Annotated in this window: 20 protein-coding genes; 11 read left to right on the top strand and 9 right to left on the bottom strand. The window is 67.6% G+C overall.

Annotation, left to right across the window (positions count from 1 at the left end; all coding sequences use genetic code 11):
• Positions 1-114 precede the first annotated feature (114 nt).
• Genes G154_RS24285 through G154_RS24295 form a run of 3 tightly spaced genes read left to right on the top strand, consistent with a single transcriptional unit; the run spans position 115 to position 2,911 of the window.
• Positions 115-1,512 carry a cytosine permease gene (locus tag G154_RS24285; RefSeq protein ID WP_019512161.1) on the top strand — a complete coding sequence of 466 codons (1,398 nt, stop codon included), beginning with the start codon at positions 115-117 and terminating at the stop codon, positions 1,510-1,512.
• On the top strand, positions 1,509-1,955 hold the full coding sequence (locus G154_RS24290) for a nucleoside deaminase (protein WP_019512162.1): 447 nt from the start codon (positions 1,509-1,511) through the stop codon (positions 1,953-1,955). The genes G154_RS24285 and G154_RS24290 overlap by 4 nt, the downstream gene beginning before the upstream one ends.
• Positions 1,952-2,911, top strand: a complete 960-nt coding sequence (locus G154_RS24295; protein ID WP_019512163.1) for an isopenicillin N synthase family oxygenase — start codon at positions 1,952-1,954, stop codon at positions 2,909-2,911. The genes G154_RS24290 and G154_RS24295 overlap by 4 nt, the downstream gene beginning before the upstream one ends.
• Here the strand turns inward: G154_RS24295 and G154_RS24300 are convergent.
• On the bottom strand, positions 2,908-3,648 hold the full coding sequence (locus tag G154_RS24300; RefSeq protein ID WP_023986059.1) for an SDR family oxidoreductase: 741 nt from the start codon (positions 3,646-3,648) through the stop codon (positions 2,908-2,910). The two genes, G154_RS24295 and G154_RS24300, sit on opposite strands and share 4 nt — an antisense overlap.
• Positions 3,649-3,732: 84 nt before the next feature.
• Here G154_RS24300 and G154_RS24305 point away from each other — a divergent pair, with 84 nt between their 5' ends.
• From G154_RS24305 to G154_RS24320, 4 genes are read left to right on the top strand one after another with little or no spacing between them, the layout of a single operon-like run.
• Entirely contained in the window at positions 3,733-4,305 is a 573-nt protein-coding gene (locus G154_RS24305) for a TetR/AcrR family transcriptional regulator (protein WP_019511767.1), read from the top strand.
• A gap of 10 nt (positions 4,306-4,315) precedes the next feature.
• Entirely contained in the window at positions 4,316-4,795 is a 480-nt protein-coding gene (locus tag G154_RS24310; RefSeq protein ID WP_019511768.1) for a ribose-5-phosphate isomerase, read from the top strand.
• 14 nt (positions 4,796-4,809) lie between these two features.
• On the top strand, positions 4,810-5,616 hold the full coding sequence (locus tag G154_RS24315) for an Fpg/Nei family DNA glycosylase (RefSeq protein WP_019511769.1): 807 nt from the start codon (positions 4,810-4,812) through the stop codon (positions 5,614-5,616).
• A 43-nt stretch (positions 5,617-5,659) separates the two neighbouring features.
• Positions 5,660-7,336 (top strand): sodium:proton antiporter, encoded by a 1,677-nt coding sequence (locus G154_RS24320; RefSeq protein ID WP_019511770.1) that lies wholly within the window; start codon positions 5,660-5,662, stop codon positions 7,334-7,336.
• Here the strand turns inward: G154_RS24320 and G154_RS24325 are convergent.
• The 3 genes from G154_RS24325 to G154_RS24335 all read right to left on the bottom strand — a co-directional run bounded on the left by G154_RS24325 (position 7,308) and on the right by G154_RS24335 (position 10,754).
• Positions 7,308-8,483: a Cmx/CmrA family chloramphenicol efflux MFS transporter gene (locus G154_RS24325; RefSeq protein WP_023986058.1), complete on the bottom strand. Its 1,176-nt coding sequence runs from the start codon at positions 8,481-8,483 to the stop codon at positions 7,308-7,310. The genes G154_RS24320 and G154_RS24325 overlap by 29 nt on opposite strands.
• 179 nt (positions 8,484-8,662) lie before the next feature.
• The gene (locus tag G154_RS24330; RefSeq protein WP_019511772.1) at positions 8,663-9,487 is read right to left on the bottom strand and encodes a DUF1542 domain-containing protein; all 825 of its coding nucleotides are present in this window, start codon (positions 9,485-9,487) and stop codon (positions 8,663-8,665) included.
• Positions 9,488-9,566: 79 nt separating this feature from the next.
• Positions 9,567-10,754, bottom strand: coding sequence for a serine hydrolase domain-containing protein (locus G154_RS24335; protein WP_023986057.1), 1,188 nt, complete (start codon positions 10,752-10,754; stop codon positions 9,567-9,569).
• A gap of 244 nt (positions 10,755-10,998) precedes the next feature.
• Between G154_RS24335 and G154_RS24340 the strand changes: the two genes are divergently transcribed.
• From G154_RS24340 to G154_RS27435, 4 genes are all read left to right on the top strand, one after another.
• Positions 10,999-11,430, top strand: coding sequence for a hypothetical protein (locus G154_RS24340; protein WP_031601615.1), 432 nt, complete (start codon positions 10,999-11,001; stop codon positions 11,428-11,430).
• Between the two features lie 289 nt (positions 11,431-11,719).
• Complete coding sequence (locus G154_RS25690; RefSeq protein ID WP_131701355.1) at positions 11,720-12,280, top strand: hypothetical protein; 561 nt, start codon at positions 11,720-11,722, stop codon at positions 12,278-12,280.
• 82 nt (positions 12,281-12,362) lie between these two features.
• Positions 12,363-12,620, top strand: coding sequence for a hypothetical protein (locus G154_RS24350; RefSeq protein WP_019511776.1), 258 nt, complete (start codon positions 12,363-12,365; stop codon positions 12,618-12,620).
• Between the two features lie 13 nt (positions 12,621-12,633).
• Positions 12,634-13,269: a type II toxin-antitoxin system HicB family antitoxin gene (locus tag G154_RS27435; RefSeq protein ID WP_019511777.1), complete on the top strand. Its 636-nt coding sequence runs from the start codon at positions 12,634-12,636 to the stop codon at positions 13,267-13,269.
• Here G154_RS27435 and G154_RS24360 read toward each other — a convergent pair.
• From G154_RS24360 to G154_RS24380, 5 genes are all read right to left on the bottom strand, one after another.
• On the bottom strand, positions 13,257-13,523 hold the full coding sequence (locus G154_RS24360) for a hypothetical protein (protein WP_019511778.1): 267 nt from the start codon (positions 13,521-13,523) through the stop codon (positions 13,257-13,259). The two genes, G154_RS27435 and G154_RS24360, sit on opposite strands and share 13 nt — an antisense overlap.
• A complete protein-coding gene (locus G154_RS27230; protein WP_234713172.1) occupies positions 13,507-14,007 on the bottom strand; it encodes a hypothetical protein in 501 nt (166 codons plus the stop codon). The genes G154_RS24360 and G154_RS27230 overlap by 17 nt, the downstream gene beginning before the upstream one ends.
• 241 nt (positions 14,008-14,248) lie before the next feature.
• A complete protein-coding gene (locus tag G154_RS24370; protein ID WP_019511780.1) occupies positions 14,249-14,551 on the bottom strand; it encodes a hypothetical protein in 303 nt (100 codons plus the stop codon).
• Positions 14,552-14,563: 12 nt separating this feature from the next.
• Complete coding sequence (locus G154_RS25695; protein WP_131701354.1) at positions 14,564-18,103, bottom strand: hypothetical protein; 3,540 nt, start codon at positions 18,101-18,103, stop codon at positions 14,564-14,566.
• Between the two features lie 98 nt (positions 18,104-18,201).
• Positions 18,202-19,683, bottom strand: a complete 1,482-nt coding sequence (locus G154_RS24380; protein ID WP_019511782.1) for a phage major capsid protein — start codon at positions 19,681-19,683, stop codon at positions 18,202-18,204.
• Positions 19,684-19,689 lie beyond the last annotated feature (6 nt).

Genomic DNA, 19,689 nt, shown 5'->3' on the forward strand with positions numbered 1-19,689 from the left:
GTGTACACGCGTTGGCGCGCGGGTGTCCGGCAGGTGTCCGACAACGAAATTCGTAGGTGTGAGATTCCGTTGTTCCGGTTGCACGCCGGTGGCCGGGCCGTCAAAGTGCACAGAATGACAGCGGCCGAACCCACCACCGACGGTAGCTACCGGGACCGGATCGTCGCGGTCGAACCCGGTGGCAACGAGTTCATCGCAGAGGCCGATCGCCATGGCAGGCCCAGTCAGCTGCTGTGGACCTGGGCGTCGCCGAATCTGGAATTCGCCACCATCTTCCTGGGCGTGCTGGCGGTCTCCTACTTCGGCATGACGTTCTGGCAGGCGGTCGCGGGCATCGTGGTCGGTGCCGGGCTCGGCGCGGTGGCGCACTTCTTCCTGTCCGCGCGCGGCCCGCAGCTCGGGGTGCCGCAGATGGTCATCGGACGGTTGTCCTTCGGATACCGGGGCAACGCGGTGCCATCGACGCTGATGGCGATCACCGCCGGCGTCGGCTGGTTTGCGACCAACAGCATCAGCGCGGCCTTCGCGTTGGCGACACTGTTCGGCATCGCCCCGGTGTGGGCGCTGGTTCTGGTGGTCATCGTGCAGACCGCGTTGGCCTTCTTCGGGCACAACCTGGTGCAGGCCTTCGAGCGGTGGGCGTTCCCGGTGCTGGCGGTCATCTTCGCGATCACCGCGGTTGTCATCATGAGCAAGGCCGACCTGGGTGCACCCGCTGTCGAGGGCGGCGTCGGTGGGATCGGCGGTTTTCTGCTGACGGTCGGTGCCACCTTCGGCTATGTGGCCGGCTGGACGCCCTATGCCGCCGATTTCAGCCGCTATCTGCCCAGCACCGTGTCGCCGGTGCGCACCGGGCTGCTCGCCGCGAGCGGGCTGTTCCTCGCCAGTTCGGTGCTGGCGATCGTCGGGGCGGCGTCGGTCACCATCGTCACCAACGCGAGTTCGGACAATCCGGCCGACGTCTTCACCAGTTCGCTGCCCGGCGCGCTGGCCGCCGCCACCCTGCTGGCCATCGCGATCGGTGCCGTGGCCGCCAACGCCATCAACGTCTATTCGGCCGGGATGGCGTTCGTCACCACCGGCGTGAAACTGCCGGTGCACATCGCCCGGGCGACGGCGACGGTCTTCTTCGGCATCGCGGGCTTTCTGGTGGCGTGGTGGGCATTGGCCGATGCCGCGGCAAGTTATGAGGCCTTCCTTTTGCTCATCGCCTACTGGGTGGGTCCCTGGCTCGGCGTGGTGTTCGCCGACCAGTACCTGCGCCGCGGGCAGCGGGTGGATGGATTCCTCTATGACCACTCCTATTCGAATTGGCCGGGACTACTGTCGTTCCTGATCGGTCTGGTGGTCTCGTTCCTGCTGTTCTGTAATCAGGAGTTGTTCGTGGGGTTTGTCGTTCGGGCGGTGCCCGATCTGGGTGATATCGGTTTCTTCGTGGGCTTCCTGCTGGCCGCGGGCAGCTATCTCGTGCTGTGCCGTGCCAAGATCGCCGCCGAGCGGGTGCCTGCGTGACCCCGGAGATGATGCTCGACGTCGCCGTCGAGGAGGCGCGAAAAGGATTGGCCGAGGGCGGAATCCCGATCGGCGCGGCCCTGTTCACCCGCGACGGTGTGTTGCTCGGTAGCGGACACAACCGGCGGGTCCAGAACGACGACCCGTCGGTGCACGGCGAGACCGACGCCTTCCGCAATGCCGGGCGGCAACGCGACTACCGGTCCACGGTGATGGTCACGACGCTCTCGCCCTGCTGGTACTGCAGCGGTCTGGTGCGTCAGTTCAACATCGGCGCGGTGGTCATCGGGGAGGCCAAGACCTTCTCCGGCGGGCACGACTGGCTTGCCGAGAACGGCGTGCAGGTGACGCTGCTGGAAGACGAGCGGTGTGTGTCGATGATGGCGGAGTTCATCACCGCCCGGCCGGAACTGTGGAACGAAGATATCGGAGTGGCTGAATGAGTGCCATTGCAACCGTTGACCTTTCCCGCTGGTATGCCGGCGGTGCGGACGCGCGGGCGCTCGCCGCCGAGGTGGACGAGGGTCTGCAGCGGGCGGGCTTCATCATCGTCACCGGCCACGGTGTCGATCCCGGGTTGGCCGCGCGGGTGCGCGCCGCCAGCCGCGAGTTCTTCGCCCTGCCCACCGAGGTGAAGCAGCGCTATTCGGTGCCCGTCGGCGGGCACGGGTGGATCGGGCCGGGTGCGGAGGCCAACGCCTACGCCGAGGGCACCGAAACGCCGCCGGATCTGAAGGAGAGCTTCAGCCTGGGCGCGGAGACCGCGACCGGGGATCCGGAGATCGACCGAATCTGGTTCGCGCCCAACGTCTGGCCCGCCGAGGTGGCGCAGCTGCAGGGCCTTGTCGACGAGTACACCACCGCGATGCGCACGCTCTCCGATGACCTGCTCGCATTGTTCGCGGCAGCTCTCGGCCTGTCCGACAACCCGTTCGCAGCGCTGGCCAGCACACCGACGTGGACGATGAACATCAACCACTACCCGCCGGTCAGCGTGGTCGGTGAGCCGGAACCGGGCCAGTTCCGGATCGGCCCGCACACCGATTTCGGCACGGTCACCGTGCTCGACCGTGAACCCGGTGCCGGTGGCCTGCAGGTGTATTCGGAGGAAGCCGGCTGGGAGGATGCGCCGTGGGAACCCGGCGCGCTCACCGTCAACATCGGGGACCTGCTGGAGTACTGGAGCGGCCGACGCTGGCCCTCTGGTCGGCATCGCGTGCTGCCGCCGCAACCACACGCCCCCGAAGAGGATCTGGTATCGCTGATCTACTTCTACGAGGCCAATCACGACGCGCTGGTCACTCCGCTGGAGCCGCCCATCGGGCGGGTCGCGGGCCTGGATCCGGTGACCTCGGCCGATTTCATCAAGGAGCGCCTGGACGCCATCACGGTCGGCTAACCCTGGACGGTCGGGCGGATCACCAGTTCTCCGATCTCGACCTCCCAGGGCTGGTCGATCGCGAACTCGACGGTTCTGGCGATCGCATCGGGATCGAGCGCGAAAGCCTGCATTCCGTCGTCGATCTCGGCGCGGATGTCCGGGTCGGTGATGGAATCGCCGAACTCGGTGCGCACATACCCCGGTGAGATGGCCGTGGTCTTCAGCGTCCCGTCGGTGGACTCCTGGCGCAGGCCCTCCAGTACGGTGCGAACGGCGTTCTTGGTGGCGGCATACACCGCCATGGTCGGCACGATCTTGAGGCCCGCGGTCGAGACGATGGTGACGAAGTGGCCGCGGCCCTGCTCCTCGAACACGGGTAGGGCGGCGTCGATACCGTGCAACACACCGCGCAGGTTGACGTCGATCATGGCGTCCCAGTCGCCACGACGCCGATCGGTCAGCGGTGAGATCGGGCCGATTCCGGCGTTGCTGACCAGGACGTCGAGGCGGCCGAACTCCGACACCGCCGAGGCCACCAGGCGCTGCAGATCGTCGGCTCGGGTGACATCGACGGCAACGGCGGCGGCCCGGCCTCCCGCCGCACGCAGCTCCGCGGCCACTTCGTCGAGCCGCTCGGTGCGGCGCGCGCCGAGGGCGACGGCGCAACCGCGGCCGGCGAGCCGCCGTGCGGTGGCGGCGCCGATACCGCTGCTGGCGCCGGTGATCGCCACGACCTTGTCGGCGATTGAATTCATGGCCTAGCCTCCGAAGTGATGCGGACAAGTTGTCCGTTTCCAGTTAAACGGACAAGTTGTCCGTTTTCAAGACGGGGGGTGGACATGGCCGAGCGCACCGACGCCGCGCGCAGCCGGTCGGCCATCATCGATGCCGCGCGGCGGCTGGTCACCGAACCCGGTGAACTGAAGCTGAGCGCCGTCGCGCGGGCCGCCGGTGTCGGCCAGGCCACGCTGTACCGACATTTCGCCACCCGAGATGATCTGATGCGCGCGCTCTACGACGACGAGATCGACGAATTGGTCTCGTTGGCATACGCATTGGTCGAACAGCAGCCGCCCGTGGCGGCGCTGCGGAAGTGGTTCGGGCACCTCGCCGCGTACGCCAGGGTGAAGTTCGGTGTGATGGCCGCGGTCGAGGCGTCGGTGTGGCGAGACATCGCCTCGCGCACGCCGGGCAAACTCGGTGACGCTCTCGGCGCCCTGCTCGCCGCCGGGCGTGAGGCCGGCGTTCTGCGCGCTGATGTCGACGCCCGCGATGTCATCCTGCTGTCCTGGTTCCTCGCCCACGTCGACCCCGACGAGTGGGCCGAACGCACACCACGCCTGCTGGGCGTGCTGCTCGACGGGCTGTCCGTGCAGCAGGTGGGCAGCGGTGCCGCGGAGCCCGGTCAGTAGGGTTACCGCCATGCGCGTCTACATCGGTGCCGACCATGCCGGGTTCGAGTTCAAGAAGACCATCATCGAGCACCTCAGGAAGAGTGGCCACGAGCCGGTCGACTGCGGCGCCTACAGCTATGACGCCGATGACGACTATCCGGCGTTCTGCATCGACACCGCGGTCAAGACGGTCGCCGACCCGGACAGCCTGGGCATCGTGCTCGGCGGATCGGGCAACGGCGAGCAGATCGCCGCGAACAAGGTGCCCGGTGCCCGCTGTGCGCTGGCGTGGAGCGTGGAGACCGCGAAGCTGGCCCGCGAGCACAACAACGCCCAGCTGATCGGCCTCGGTGGCCGCATGCACAGCGAGGAGGAGGCGCTCGCGATCGTCGATGCCTTCCTTGCCACCCCCTGGTCGGAGGCCGAACGCCACCAGCGTCGTATCGACATCCTGGCCGCCTACGAGGTCGACCACGTCGCACCGCCGGTACCCGGAGCTCCGGCCTGATCGCGGTCTGACCGATGCCGGAGGGCCACACGCTGCATCGGCTGGCCCGGCTGCACCAGAAGCGGTTCGGCCGGGCCCCGGTCGTGGTGGCCAGCCCGCAGGGTCGCTTCACCGAGGGTGCGGCCGCCGTCTCCGGCCGGGTGCTGCGTACCGCCGATGCCTGGGGTAAGCACCTGTTCCACCATTACGACGGCGGTGCGGTGGTGCATGTCCACCTCGGCCTGTACGGCAGCTTCACCGAGGCACCGCTCGGCGAGGACGGCGCACTGCCCGCGCCGGTGGGTGCGGTGCGGATGCGAATGGTCGGTGCCGACCACTACACCGATCTGCGTGGACCGACGGCGTGTGAGGTGATCGACGACGGGGGAGTCGATGATGTACTCGCCCGGCTCGGCCCCGACCCGCTGCGCTCCGATGCCGATCCCGAGTTGGCATGGCAGCGAATCACCAAGTCGTGCCGCACCATCGGCGGGCTGCTGATGGATCAGAAGGTGATGGCCGGGGTCGGCAATGTCTACCGCAGCGAGCTGCTGTTCCGCCACGGGATCGACCCGTACCGGCCCGGCACCCATATCGGCGGCGACGAGTTCGAGGACATGTGGACCGACCTCGTCGCGCTGATGAAGGTCGGGGTGCGCCGCGGCAAGATCGTCGTCGTCCGTCCCGAACACGATCGCGGCGCGCCCTCCTATCGCGAGGGCAGGCCGCGCACCTACGTCTACCGCCGCACCGGCGAGCCATGCCGGGTGTGCGGCACACCGGTGCGCACCGCCGAACTGGAGGCGCGCAACGTGTTCTGGTGCCCCACCTGCCAGAGCTGAGCCTGCCCGGCAGACACACCGGCGGGCAGGGAGAATCGTTGCGGTGGAGTTGATTCTCGTCGTCGTCGGGGCCATCGTCGTGACCGCCATCGCGCATCGGCGCGGGTTGGAACCCGCCCTGATCATCGTGATGGTCGGCATTGCCGTGTCGTTCGCGCCGGATTTCGAACCGCCCGAGCTGGACTCGCACATCCTGCTCACGGTGGTGCTGCCGCCCTTGCTGTATTCGGCGGCACTGAACTTCTCCTTCCCGACCTTCCTGCGCAACATCCGGCCGATCCTCGGCCTCGGGGTGGGCCTGGTGGTGATCAGCGCGTTCACCGTGGCGGCGGTGTCGGCGTGGCTGGTGCTGGTGCCGCTGACCTTCGCCACCGCACTGGTGCTGGGGGCGATCGTCGCGCCGCCGGACGCGGTGACCGCCGTCGCCGTGGGCCGCAAGCTCGGGCTGCCGAAGAAGGTGATGGCGATCCTCACCGGGGAGAGCCTGATCAACGATGCCGCCGCGCTGACGTTGTTCAGCATCGCGGTGGCCCAGGTGGCCGGTACCCGCACGTTCATCGACAATCCGGTGCTGCTGTTCGCCTACAGCGCCGTGGTGGGACCGGTCGTCGGTGCGCTGCTCGGGTGGATCACCCTGTGGATCCGCCGGCGGCTGGCCAACCCCGGCCTGGAGACGGTGCAGGGTCTGGTGGTCCCGTTCGCCGCATTCATCGTGGCCGAGGAGCTGCACGCCTCGGGTGTGCTGGCGGTCGTGGTGGCCGGGTTCGTCGTCGGCAGCGGGACATTGTCGGCCGGCTATCAGACCAGACTGCAGGAACGCTACGTGTGGAACTCCGTCGACGTCCTGCTGGAAGCGTTCGTCTTCGCCTACATCGGCCTGCATCTGCGGTTCGTGCTGCAGGATCTGCAGGAGGCACACGAATCACTGACACAGGTCGCTATCGCCTCGGCGATCGTGCTGGTGCTGGTCCTGGTGATCCGCCCGGTGTCGGTGTTCCTGATGTTCGGGCGCAGCAAGCTCGCCCGCCACGTCGAGGCGAAATGGAGTGTCCCGGTACCCGATACCGGCCGCGGCACGACGCGGGACCGGCCGCTGGCGAAGTGGCGCTCCCGGATCGACCGCCGCTCGCTGAGCTGGCAGGAGAACGTGGTGGTCTCCTGGACCGGGATGCGCGGGGTGGTCACCCTGGCGGCCGCCGCCGCCATCCCGGCCACCACGATCGACGGTGAGCCCTTCCCCGAGCGCGCCACCATCCAGGCCATCGCGTTCGTGGTCAGCGTCGGGACGCTGCTGATCCAAGGGTCGACGCTGCCATGGCTGATCCGGCGGCTGCACCTGTCGCGATTCAACGACGACCACGCCGACGACCGGGCCGAGGAGATCAAGGCCGAGCAGGTGGTCCAGCGGGCCGCCGACGATGTGCTTGCCGATTTTCACGCCCACCCGCCGGCGGGGATCAACCAGGAACTGGTCGCCGAGATCCGCGCCGTCATCGCCCGGCACGCGCAGGACGCCGACGAGATGCCCGATCCCGGTGCGCCCACCAAACGGGCCGAGGTGTTCTCGACGGTTTACCGGGCGGTGCTCGGTGCCCAGCGGGCCGCGCTGATCGCCGAGCTCGAAGACGGTCGCATCGAGGACGAGGCCGTGCGCGCCATGCTCGAACGCCTCGATCTGCAGGAGGCCAGTGTCACCGCGCGGTTGGAGAGCCGCCTCTAGGCCCGGCCACCAGGTGCGGCGCGAGCAGCGCACACACGACCCCGGCCGTGGACAACACGGCCGCGGTCCACACCGGCCCGAGGGGGCCGGCGGGGCTGGTCAATGTCAGCCCGGCTACGGCGGGCCCGCACACCGCGCCGAGGTTGAGCGCGGCCGTCGCGTACGAACCGGCCATCGTCGGTGCTCCGGACGCGGCATAGAGCACGCGGGTGATCAGCGTGGTGCCCACCGCGAAGGACAGCACACCCTGGCCGAACACCAGGACGAGCAGCACCCACGGATGTCCAGCCCAGGTCCCGAGCAAGACCCAGCCCAGAACCAAAAGCGGTCCGCCGGTGAACATCACGGTGCCGGGCCGGTCATCGGACAACTGGCCGGCCAGCCGCACCCCCAGGTATGAACCGATCCCGAAAAGCATGAGCGCCACGGTGATCCACGAGCGGTCCAGCCCGGCCGTGTCGGTCACCACGGGCGCCAGGAACGTGAACGCCGCGAAGGTCGCACCGTTCACGGCGGCGGCGAGCACCATCACCGCAGCCAACGCGGGGGAGCGGAGTTGGGCCAACTCCGTGCGCAGCGAGACCCGTTCAGGCTCGGGTTGCGGGCCGCTGCGGATCCCGGCGACGATGCCGATGAGGGCGGGCGCACACAACAGTGCCACCGCCCAGAACGTGGCTCGCCAACCGAGAAGGATTCCGAGCAGTGCCCCTGCGGGCACGCCGAGCACCATCGCCAACGTCGTACCGGCGAGCAGGACCGCCAGCGCATGCCCCCGGCGGTCGGCCGCGACCGAGGCGGTGGCCGCCCGCAGTCCCACCGCCAGGAACCCGGCATTGGCCAGGGCGGCGAGCACCCGGGTACCCAGCAGCAGGGGGAAGCTGGTGGTCGCCGCGCCGGCCACATGAGCGGCCGCGAAGACCAGCAGAAAGGTGGTCAGGCTCGTGCGGACCGGGAATCGGCGGGCGCAGGCCGCCATCACCGGTGCGCCGATCACCATACCGGCGGCGAACAGCGAGGTCAGCAGACCGGCTGCGCCGACCGGGATGCCGAGATCGGCGGCGATATCGGGCACCAGGCCCGCGAGCATGAATTCCGAAGTGCCCATGGCGAATACGGCCAGGGCAAGTAGATAGAGGGTACGAGACATCGACGCTTCCACGGTGAGAGGTATGGGGATTCATCTCGTCACCACGGCCGGCACCCGCACGCGCGCAGCGAACACACGTGCCGATAAATGCTGGAGTTACGGGGCTGGCGGTGGGACCGGCAGCCCCACCTCATGCGTCTTCGGACTCATACGAGCACCCTAACGATCTCGCGTCGCGGCTAGAAGTCGAACCCGCCGAAATCGCCACCGCCGAAATCGCCCCCGCCGTCCCAGCCGCCGGAATCCCAGCCGCCGGAATCCCAGCCGCCCTGGTCCCCGCCATCCCAGCCGCTCTGGTCCATACCGCCGCCATCGCCGAGCTCACCCTGGGCCAGGCCGTCCTGGAACCCGTCGCCGTAACCGGATTCGAACGCCTGCGCGTCGTAACCGACACCGGACATCCCGCTGAACATGGCACTGAACAACATGGCCGAACCGAGACCCCAGGCGCCGGCCACCAGGGCCGGCTTCCACCACGGCTCGGAGTACCAGCCCGCGGGCACCGGACGTCCCGCGACGCGCCCGCCCGGATAGTAATTCGGGGTGCGCTCCGACGGTGTCGGGGAAGCCTCGATCTGCCTGCCCTCGAACTCGACGCGGCGATCCTCGGTGACGGCACCGGCGGTGCGTTGTCCGGCAAGGGATTCCAGCTCCGGACCCGGATCCATGCCCATCGCGGTGCGCGCGGCGCGCACGTAGTACAGGCCCTCGATGGCGCTCTCCTTGGCCAGCTCGGCCTGCTTGGCGGTGGTGGCCTGGTCGATCTGCGAGGACGCGGCGGTGTACCGCTCGGAGGCGTCCGCCATCGCCTGCTTGGAGGCATCGTCGTTGCCGGTGATGTTGAGCACCTGCCCGCCGAGGCGTTCGATCACCCGGCGCGCGTCGGCCTTCGCATCGGACAGTGACTCGGCGGCCTTGCGGTCGTTGGCCTGCGACGAGTTGAACACGACGAAGGCGATCGCCGCGATGACGAGCACGATGAGGATGACGAGTACGCCGTTCATGTTCCCAGCGTACCGACAGCGCATCGGGGTTCCTGTGCTCGATCACAGCGAAGCTCGACCGCGGCGAAGTCCGGCGCGGTCAGGCCTTTTTCACGCCGAGCGCGATATAGACCTCGTCGGACAGCGCCAGCGTGCGCGGGTCGGCATTGCATTTCGTGGCGTCGAAATAGTTCATCACATACGAGTAGCCGATGCGGTGTTCCAGGTCGACGAAGGCGAACGACCCACCGGAACCGCCGTGGCCGAAGATCGCGGTGTTCGGCCCGGCCACACCGCGTTGGTTGAGCATGTAACCCAGGCCCCACCCGTGGTCGGCGACCCGGGCGCCGAGGACGACATCGGTGTCGAATCCGCCCTGGGACACCCGAACCCGCTCCATCAGTTCGCGGCTGAGCAGCTTCTCCTGGGCCAGTGCGTTGTAGAACGTCGCGAGACCGTGCGCGCTGACGTGGCTGTTGGTGCCCGGGAATTCCGCGGCGCGCCAGCTGTCGATATCGGTCGAACCCAGCTCGTCGTCGGGCACGAATCCCATGGCCACGGCGAGCCCGGCCATCGGGTGTTCGTCAAGGCGGGCCGGCTGCCCCGGCGCGCCACCGCCGGCCAGCACGTCGCGGATGTGGGGCTTGTTGATCATCTCCGCGCATCGGTGGTGCTCGGCGGCGGGCAGTCCGACGTGCACGTCGATACCGAGCGGCTCGGCGATCTCGGTGCGCAGATACCTGCCCAGGGTGCGCCCGGTGACCCGGCGCACCAGCTCGCCGAGGATGAAGCCGAACGTCACCATGTGATATCCCTGCGCGGTACCCGGTTCCCACCACGGTGGCGACCCGGCGATCCGCGCGCACACGCCGTCCCAGTCGAGCGTCTGTTCCGGACGCAGCCGATGCCGCGGCCCGATCACCCCGGACCGGTGGGCCAGCACCATCGCGACGGTGATGTTCTCCTTGCCGGCCTGGCCGAACTCCGGCCAGTACCGGGCGACCGGCGCGTCCAGGTCGAGCTCGCCGCGGTCGGCCAGCAGGTGGATGCAGGTACTCGTCAGACCCTTGGACCCGGAGTAGATGCTGGCCAACGTGTCGGACCGCCAGGGCCGCGTCCCCGCCGCGTCGGCGCTGCCACCCCAGAGGTTGACCACCAGATCGCCGTCGACCCAGACCGCGACCGCGGCACCGATGTCACCGCGCTCGCTGAAGTTCCGTTCGAAGGCATCGCGCACGCCGGTGAAATCCTGGACGCAGATGCCGTTCACGGACACGGTGGGTGACACGACGGGGGAGCGGTGCACAGCTCGACCTCCAGTCGCATCCGATGACTCCGGCCACCGTACGTCCTGCGCCGATGGCCCAGGTGACGACCGCGCGGCCGTTGCGTCGCGGTTCGGTGACGATCGGCTTACGGCCGACGTCTCGACAACCGTTCCGCGACAAGCATCTTGCGCATGACGGCGGCCGACCGCTCACGGCGGCGATACGGTGGTAGCCGCACTGCGGGGGCGGGGCGGGGGAGGCAACATGGGCAAGACAGCGGTTGCGGCGTGCGGGGTGGCCGGGGCGGTCCTGATCGCCGGGTGCGGTGGCAGCACCACCGGGGTGGCGACGGCACCGGATGACGTCGCGCCCTACACCACGAGCACGCCGAAGCGGACCACCACGAAGACGCCGTCAACCAGAACACCCAGCACCGGCAGCCCGACGCCCGGTGTCTCGCAGCAGGCCCTGGACGAGGTGCGCGCCGCCGGTATCGACGGGCCGGATGATGCGATTGCCGACCAGCTGTCGCTGGCTTGCATCATGGGCGAGAGCCGTTTCAACGATTCCGTCCAGGACGTGGTCGATGTACTGATCCAGATGGGCAGTCAGCTGCGGCCGGATGCGCTGACGACGATCGTCACGGTGGCTGTGAAGTACGAGTGCCCCGAGCTCGCCGCCAAGCTGGACGGCTGACCGCCTGCCCGCAGCTGTACCCTCGAAAAAGGCCCTACCAGCGTTTCCGCCGGTAGGGCCGGTCTGCATCTGAGCGGGCGACGGGAATCGAACCCGCGTAGCTAGTTTGGCGCTGAGGCGTCCGCTGACGGTTGCTGTAAGCTGTGGAAGTCCAAGCAGTTCAAGAGGTTTCGTCGATCAACTGCCTGTAAAAGTCTGTGGAAGATCGCCAAGGGTTGTGGGCGTTTATACGGGGAAACTGCGGAGCACCAGCAACTCCGTGTCGGTGAACCTGAGTAGCCTCACCGAGGTGGGCGAAGGAATCGATTGGACTGATCCTGCGGTCTGGGCCGCTGTGACCGCGGTGGTCGCGCTACTTGTTTCAGTGTGGTCCGCGGCTCTGTCTCGCAAGTCGCTTCGGTGGGAGCAGTTGTCAGCCGAGGCCGCGTTGCGGAGCGCAGAAGCCGCTGAACGCTCGAACCGTCTAGCCGAGCTTGCCGTCCGCCGGCAGATGCAGGAATTGGGCGACGTCGGCCCGACGGCCCCTGTGGGCTCGTCCGATGACGATCCCGCCAGTGTCGAGCCGGAGATTGAGGATCACGAGCGGCCTACGGAGGTTCGTTGGCGGATCGAGAACCCGAGGGAGAACCGATACGTACTGCGAAACATCGGCACGGAAACTGCCGAGGGAGTCGAGGTCGACGCTTCGCAAGCGGGTCCGGTCAACAGGAATCTTCCGCGGGACACAACCATCCGTCCGAACGAGGGGCACGACATGCTGCTGATGCCCACCTGGGGGCACCCGTTGCCCAATCAGCTCTACGTCCGTTGGAGTGGACATCCTGAGTGGACTGCGGTGCCGATCACGTGACGCGGAGCCTCGGATGCACTTGATAGCGTCAGTGCTATCACATTGTTGGATCAAATGATATCGCGGGTGCTATCATAATTCCATGGCCAGTGTTGAGAAGATCGAAGCCAAGATGCGCGAGAGCGCGAACAACGTGGCCTACAACGATCTCCTCAAGGTCTGCACCCACCACTTCGGGACGCCGCGGCAACAGAACAGCAGCCATGCCGTCTTTAAGACACCGTGGCCCGGCGACCCGCGCGTCAACATCCAGAACAAGAACGGCCAGGCCAAGCCCTACCAGGTCAAACAGGTCCTGGAAGCGATCGACAAGCTCAACACCATCACCGGCAACGAATAGGAAGGAAAGGCCCATGTCGAACCACTACACCTACCGAGCCGAATGGTCGGCCGAGGACGACGAGTACGTCGGCCTCGTCGCGGAGTTTCCAAGCCTGTCCTGGCTGGCACCCACCGCGGCTGAGGCCGTCGCCGGCGCCGCCGAGCTGGTCGACGGAATCCTCGCCGACATGGACAAGAGCGGTGAAACCCCGCCTAAGCCGCTCACCGAGCGGCGCTACAGCGGCAACCTGTCGTTTCGCACCAGCCCGGCCCAGCACCGCAAGCTCGCCATCGAGGCGGCCGAGCAGGGGGTTTCGGTGAACCAGCTGTTGATCTACAAGCTGGCATCGAAGACCGCTGTGGCGCCCGCGGCGGTGGCCGACATGTCTTCGGTAATTGCCGAGGCCTCCCGAGCTTGCACGGCCCTGCCGGTAATCGCGGGGATTCAGTCCAAGGTGATCGAACAGGCGCGTGCAGCGATTCCCGACTCCGTCACCGCGTCGACAGTCGACTATCTCATCGAGAACCCAGCCATGAAGGAACTCATGGCTGCCAACGTGACCGCGTGGGTTCAGAGCGTTTCCGAGAAGCTCCGGGAGGCCGGCAAGGAGGAGGAAGTCGCAACCCTTCTCATCATCCCCACCGGAAAGTCCGTTCACACGGGGTGATAGCGGTCGAACAACTCGCGCAGCGTAGCGGCGGCGTTGGGGGCCTGGACGCGGGCTTCGGGCGTGTCCATGATCTGCGCGTTCAATCGGATGTCGGCCCAGTCGTTGCAGTCGATGATTCTGCCGGCGAGCTGACGCAGCGTGCCGGCCAACACGGGGCCATCGTCGACCAGCTCGAACGCCTGGTCACCGCCGGGCAGAGCCACTAGCGGATCCAGGCCGGCCGCGGCTCGGTGCCTACTGTGCTTGCCCATGGCCATCAACGTTAGGTGCGCCGTCCGTGCCGCGGGTCATCTTGCGAACGGCGGCGAGCTTGCCGGTTTTTCGATCGGAGCCCTTGCGTAGACGCTCGATGATCTCGACAAGGCGGCCCGTGGCGGCGGGGTGCTGCGCGATCGCACGTGGGTTGTCGAGCAGGCGGGCCATCGCGATCGCGGCAGCAACTTCGCCGCGGCGTGTGGTGGTGGCGGAAAGCTCCGCCAGCTGGGCGCGGACTTCGGCCTCGACGGACCATTCGGCGGGCTCTGGCGAGTCCGGTGTGGGCTCGCCGGAAATGTGCACTTTTGTGTGCACATCGGGTTGCACATTTTTGACCACGGCCAGCCGCTTCGGTTTCCGTTCAGCAACGTCGCCGTTCTTCCGCATGCGGCGTTGCTTGCGGTAGTCGGAGTTCGCCTGTACGCACACGTCACAGCGGCAACCTTGGTTGTAGGTCGTGCGATTATGAGCCTTCGCCATACCGCATCAGCAACCCATCCAGCAAACACGCAGCAAACAGTTGGTCACCCAAGCGGGAGTGCACATGTGCAGGTCAACGACTCTCCGCGAAAGACGACTGCCCCCGACGGGTCTTGCCGCCTGGGCGTTCCCCGCGATCTTGACCCGCCCCCCGGGGGTGCCGGCGCGATCCAGCAAACATAGCGTTGCTATCAGCAAACGAATGCTGCCGTCGAGGATTGAAGTGTTGCGCACCACGAGGTCAGCTGCCGTTGCGTCGGGTATGTGCGTCGAGGTCCTCGGCGAGGGTGTGCTCGATAGCTCGCGCCGCGGCGTCGCGGCTGCCGTGGATGTGGACAACGGTGGCGATGCTTAGTCCGAGGTAGATGCTGGCGAGCCGTCCCGAGCAGGGTTGGCATGTACGCAGCTCGGCGGCGATCAGTTCGGCGACGTCGTCGACGCCGTTGAGCACGGCCAGTAGGAGCCGCTGAGCGCGGATCTGTTCGATTCTGTCGGCATGCTGTGCTTCGCCAGCGGAGTGGAGTGTGCACGGCTCGCAGTTCATCGTCTGCTTGCCTCACATTCCGGGGGCGGCTGCGGCCGCGGTGGTGTGGTACTCGAAGTCGCGCATGAGTCCTCCGGAATCCCTTGCGGCAGCGTCGATCTTGACGTCGTAGTTGTTGTTCGTTTCGTTCGGTGCGTTCTGGTCGTTCTGCCCGGGCTGGCCGGCCAGCTGGGCGGCGGACTTTCCCCCAGCGGTGTTCGGCAACGCCGGGCCCATGCCGGCGAAGCCACCGGCGAGCTTGGTTGCCCAGTTGTTGTTGGCCAGCTCCGAACCACCGGTCGGCAGAAGGGTTTCCATCGCGCCGCTGGCCGCGATGCCGCCCACCTGAGATCCGAACTCGATGGCGCGGGAGCCGAGCTTGACAACGGTTTGCGCGGCCTGCCCGGCACCTGGCGCCATGACGTCGAGGGCCATGCCGCCGGCCTGCATGCCGAGACCGATCGCGCCGCCGCCGGTAAGTCCGACCGCGCCGCCACCGCCGGATCCGCCGGGCGGGGCGAGCCCACCAATTGGTGTGGCGCCTGCTCCTTCACCGGCGCCAGGGCCGGCCGGTGCCCCGAGGAACGGGGACTGCGGCATCCCGGTGCTGAGAGGGCCCCCGCTGCTGGGCACCGATCCGAGAGGCGGCAGGGCCGCAGGGCCACTGGCGGGACGATCGGGGGTGAGTGCCGGGTTGGTCAGCGCGGGGTCGCTGTTGAGCGCGGCCGACGACGGCACACCGCTGGTGGACAGTGACGGGCTCGGTGCCAATGCCGGGCGGGGGGTCAGTGACGGCACGCCGCCGGTGGCCGGCCGGTAGTAATGCGACGTGAATGACGGGTCGTATGCACCGGTGCCGCCGACGCCCCCGCGGGCCGCGGCCTCCTTGGAACCCCAGTTGAAGGGCGTTCCGCCAGGCAGTGTGGCCTGCATGTGCTCGGGGTTGAACCCGACGCGCATGTCGCCCGGTCCGCCCATGCCAGGCAGGAACCCGCGGGACTGCAGCCACTCGTCGGCGTTGTAGGTCGTCATCGACGCCCCACCGGTGGGCCGCCCGTCGAGCATGTTGACCAGGTCCTCAACGGCACTGGAACAGTCGGCCAGGCCCTGAGTGAGATCCCCGCGTTCTTCCTGGGTGTAGCGACCTGACGGCACGTTGGCCAGCAGCGCAGCGTCTCCGGGGTAGGCCCCATATCCCATGCCGCCACCGATCGCGGCCGGACCGATCCCCGACGGCCCGTAGCCGCCGCCGTACATCCGCTGCGGGTCGATGCCGGTGAATCGATCCCCGAACGCGCCCTGGGCACCGAGGATCCCCATCGCGCCGTAGCCACCTTGGGACGGGGAGGCCGCAGCGATCGCGCCGAGCTGAGCCATCGGGCCCGCCGCAGCCAGACTGGCCACGAACTTGATCAGGTTCTCCGCGAGCCCGGGCAGCCCGCGGGACAGTCCGAAGTCGCGGTCCAGTTTCGCGCCGACGTCACCGAGTTGGTCGGAAGCCGAGTTGAGCTGCTTGATGCCCTTCTCGGTCGCAGACATCCGCGCCTCGTTCAACCGCAGCTGCGCTTCGTGCTCGGCCTGCTCGGCCTCTCGGACATCGTTGCGCGCGTCCTGGACGTCCTCGGCCGTCGCGGTGGAGGTGGACTCGAGCTGGGTGAGCCGCGCGCGCTTCTCGGCCAGCGTGTGCTGTGCGTCGTAGAGCGAGTTCTCAGCGGAGAACAACGCTGCCGTGGGCGCGGTGCTGGTGCGCGGCTCGTAGGGCAGCACCGGGGCGTCGGGCAGGCGCGGACCACTCCCGCCGCCGCTGCCTGCCGTCCGCCAGTCCGGCGCCATGCCAGCGCGGTATCCCTCTTGGCCGATTGTGTAGAACCCGCCACCCGGTTGGCCGTTCACCCCGAGACCGGGCCACCACCCGCCGGGCTGTCCGGACGGCAAGAATCGACCAGCCGGAGGCAGGCCAGCCACGCGACGACGCGCAGCTTCTTCTCCGGTCTCCACTGGAGCGAGCCCGCGGCGCCGTCGAGAAGCGTTGTCTTCGCCGCCGAGAGCTGGCGTGCCGGCGAAGCCGGGGGTGTTGGTTCCCGGTATCGGTGAACTGCTACGAGCCGAGAAGCCCTCGTTGGTGAACTGGAAGTCCGGTATCTCCGGCAGACTTACCCCGGGGAGCTCGTTGAGCGTGTCTACGACCCACCGCAGTGGCCCGAGCACGTGCGTGTCAATGGAATTGCCGATGTCTGCGAAAGTCCCGGCCGCCATCTTGCCGATGGTCGGGAAGACATCACCCCATGCCTCCAGGTCACCGCTGGCGATCCGGATGACGGTCGACACGGCTTCGACGCTGAGCTTTATGTCAGCCATCGCGGCCACGCCGTCGGTGGCCAGTGCGCCGAACATCTCGCCGGCCGACTTGGTCGCGTCGATCAGCATGCCGACGATGGTGATGCCGTCGCGGATCGTGGCCTGCAGCTCACCGCTGCGGGCGGACTCCTCGATCATGTCGGCGAACCCCGCCGCGGCTTCCGATGCCCCGCGGGCGAGATCGGGCAGGAAGGTGCTGCCCACGGCGATAAGGGAGGTCAGTGCCTGCGTCAGTGAAGCCGCGGCCGGAGTCAGGTTTTGGAAGGCCTGCCCGAAGTTCTGCGTGATCTGCCCGGTGAGAACGGGATTCGACAACAGAGTGTTGCTGACACCGTCGAACATCTGATTGAACGACGCTGCGACAGTCGTGGTGAGCTGTTGAATCTGCGGCAGCATGGCCGTCGTCAGCCGTTCGAGCCCGGGTCCGATGTCGGCGAACAGCGCATCTTGGGTGGCAGTCTTCAGCTCGGTCAGGGCGGGCATCAACGACTGAATCGAGAGTGCGGCCTGCTGCGCGTTCGGCGACAGCGATCGCAGCGACTCGGCGAACTTCTCTGGGTCGTTGACGTTCTCGATGGCGTCGAAGAACCCCGAGGTAGCCAGCTTCAGCGAACCGAACGCCGCACCGACCGCACCGAGAACGCCCGGCAGCACTAGCAGTGAGCCGGTAGCCGCAACGGCGGCGCTACCGATCTGCAGCAGAACCGGCGCGACGGCCGCGATCGCCGCCGGTGAGCGCGCAGCCCCACCGAGCGCCGCCATGGCGGTCGTCGTATTGCGCAACGACGATGCAGGGCCGTCGCCACCAATCGACGAACTACTCTCGGCGCTGCGCTGGATCCGGAGGTGCTCTTGTGTGGCTCTGGCTGCGTCCCGGACGGAAGCCGCGTAGGCGCGGTGAGCCTTCGCCAAAGCCTCGGCCTGCTGGATCTTTTGCCGATCAGATGCAGTCGACTTCTTGCTCAGCTCATCGTATTTCGCCTGCTCGACGTTGACCCGCCCGAGCGAGTCCGCGACACGATCAGTCGACCGCTCCATCCGGGCGGCCGCCCGCTCCGCACGTGGTGCCGAACGTTCGATGCCGGCGGAAAGGTTCTCACCGAAGTTCTTACCGGCTCGCTCGCCTGCGCTATCGAACTCGTCGACAAGGGTCCTGGCGTCCTGTCTCACCCGCCGCTCGTTGAGCCGGGTAAAGACGTCCACATGGATCGCCAAGATCGCTACCTCCTATCGGCTCGATGGCTGACAAGTCACTCGGTGCCCTAACGGTGGGGTGCGTCAGGCGCACCCCACCGCGACACCTGTTGCAGTCGTTAGCAATCCAGAACGCGGAAGGCTGCGTCGTTCACGCTGTCAGCGCCGCTGCGGAACCAGGCGTGCCAGCCGGACTTGCCGGTGGGACGACCGTTGGGTCCGAACAGGTGGGGGATGTAGGACATGGTGGCGCCCAAACGATCCGCGATGACGTAGTTGCGGAAGTTTCCGAACACCAACATGTGGTTGGTCTGGCCGGCGGCGATGGTGCTCTTCATCGCCTCGGCAATGTAGTTGGGCCGGCCGAGCAGCTCGGACTTCCGGCCGTCGGCGAGCTGGCCCCACAGTGCGTTGCCGCCGCCCTGATCGAACTGGCGCAAGGCGTTGTAGGTCTTGCGGTGCGCCAGCCAGGAACCGTTGGCGGCATAGCGCTGCGGCAGCGCGCTATCGAGGTCGTACACATCCTGAGCGGTCAGGGTGTCGGCCGTGATGGCCGGCCTCACCGAGGCGGTTCCGGCCAGCGCGGTGATGATGCCGGTCGGCTGGCCCACGCCTGTCCCGGTGACGTGCGCGATGGATTCCTTGGTGTCCTTGTCGTCGGCCAGCATTCGGGCGATGTCGTCGGCCAGCCCGGGGGCGTCCATCTGCAGCTCATGCGAAAGCGGCACGAACGCCTGGTACTTGTGCACCGGGATCGCGGGCTGTTCCAGCGTCGGGGAATCGTCGGAGACCTCTTCGCCTTCACCGTCCCACGAGCCGAACACCCCAGTCGAGGAGAGGCCATGCCAGACGTCGCCTGTGGCTTGGACCACGCGAGCGATCTCACGGACCTGATTCACCGAACCGTCGGCGGTCAGGATGACCGACGGGTCGAGCTGGAACGGCACGGCGAAGCCGCCATTGAGGTCGACCAGCGACATCGCGCGGGCCAGCATCTCCTGGTCTTCGGCGCGCAGCGCTGCCATGTTGCCCTTGGCGCGGATGATCTTGATGAACGACCGCATGTACTGCGGGCTGGTGGTGGCCAGCACCAGCTGTGCTGTCGGACTGCCAAGGTCGGGGTCGTCGCGCTCAATGAACCGGGTTGCCGCTTCCCGGACCTTGTCGGTGGCCTGGGGCATGTCCTCGACAGCGTCGAGGGCACGTTCGTGCAGCTCCTTGCCGATCGATTCCTCGTCGCGGCCGAACACACCCATGCGCGTCAGGTGGCTGGTGTCCCAGGGGTCGCGGTGTCGGAGGCGGGCACCACCTGCTCGGCCACGCTGGTCTCCGTCGTCTCGGGTGCTGTCACCGCCGCCGGTGCTGCCGGGGAAGAAGCGCAGGTCGCTCGCAGCGTCGCGGATGGCGGCGAAGTTGCGATCGATGCCCTCCAGTTGACGGTTTCCAGCCTCGATGAGCTCGGTGAGTTCGTCGAAGCGTTCGGCCTCGGCGCCGGTGAGGTCGGCACCCCCGGCGCGGTCGAGCAGCGTGCGGGCTTCCTTGCGGGCGTCGGCGATCTGTCGTTCCAGAGCGTCGGGGCGGGTCTCGAGGCGGATGGTCATGGTGGA

The sequence above is a fragment of the Mycobacterium sp. VKM Ac-1816D genome, from assembly GCF_000416385.1.
GTDB lineage: Bacteria > Actinomycetota > Actinomycetes > Mycobacteriales > Mycobacteriaceae > Mycobacterium > Mycobacterium neoaurum_A.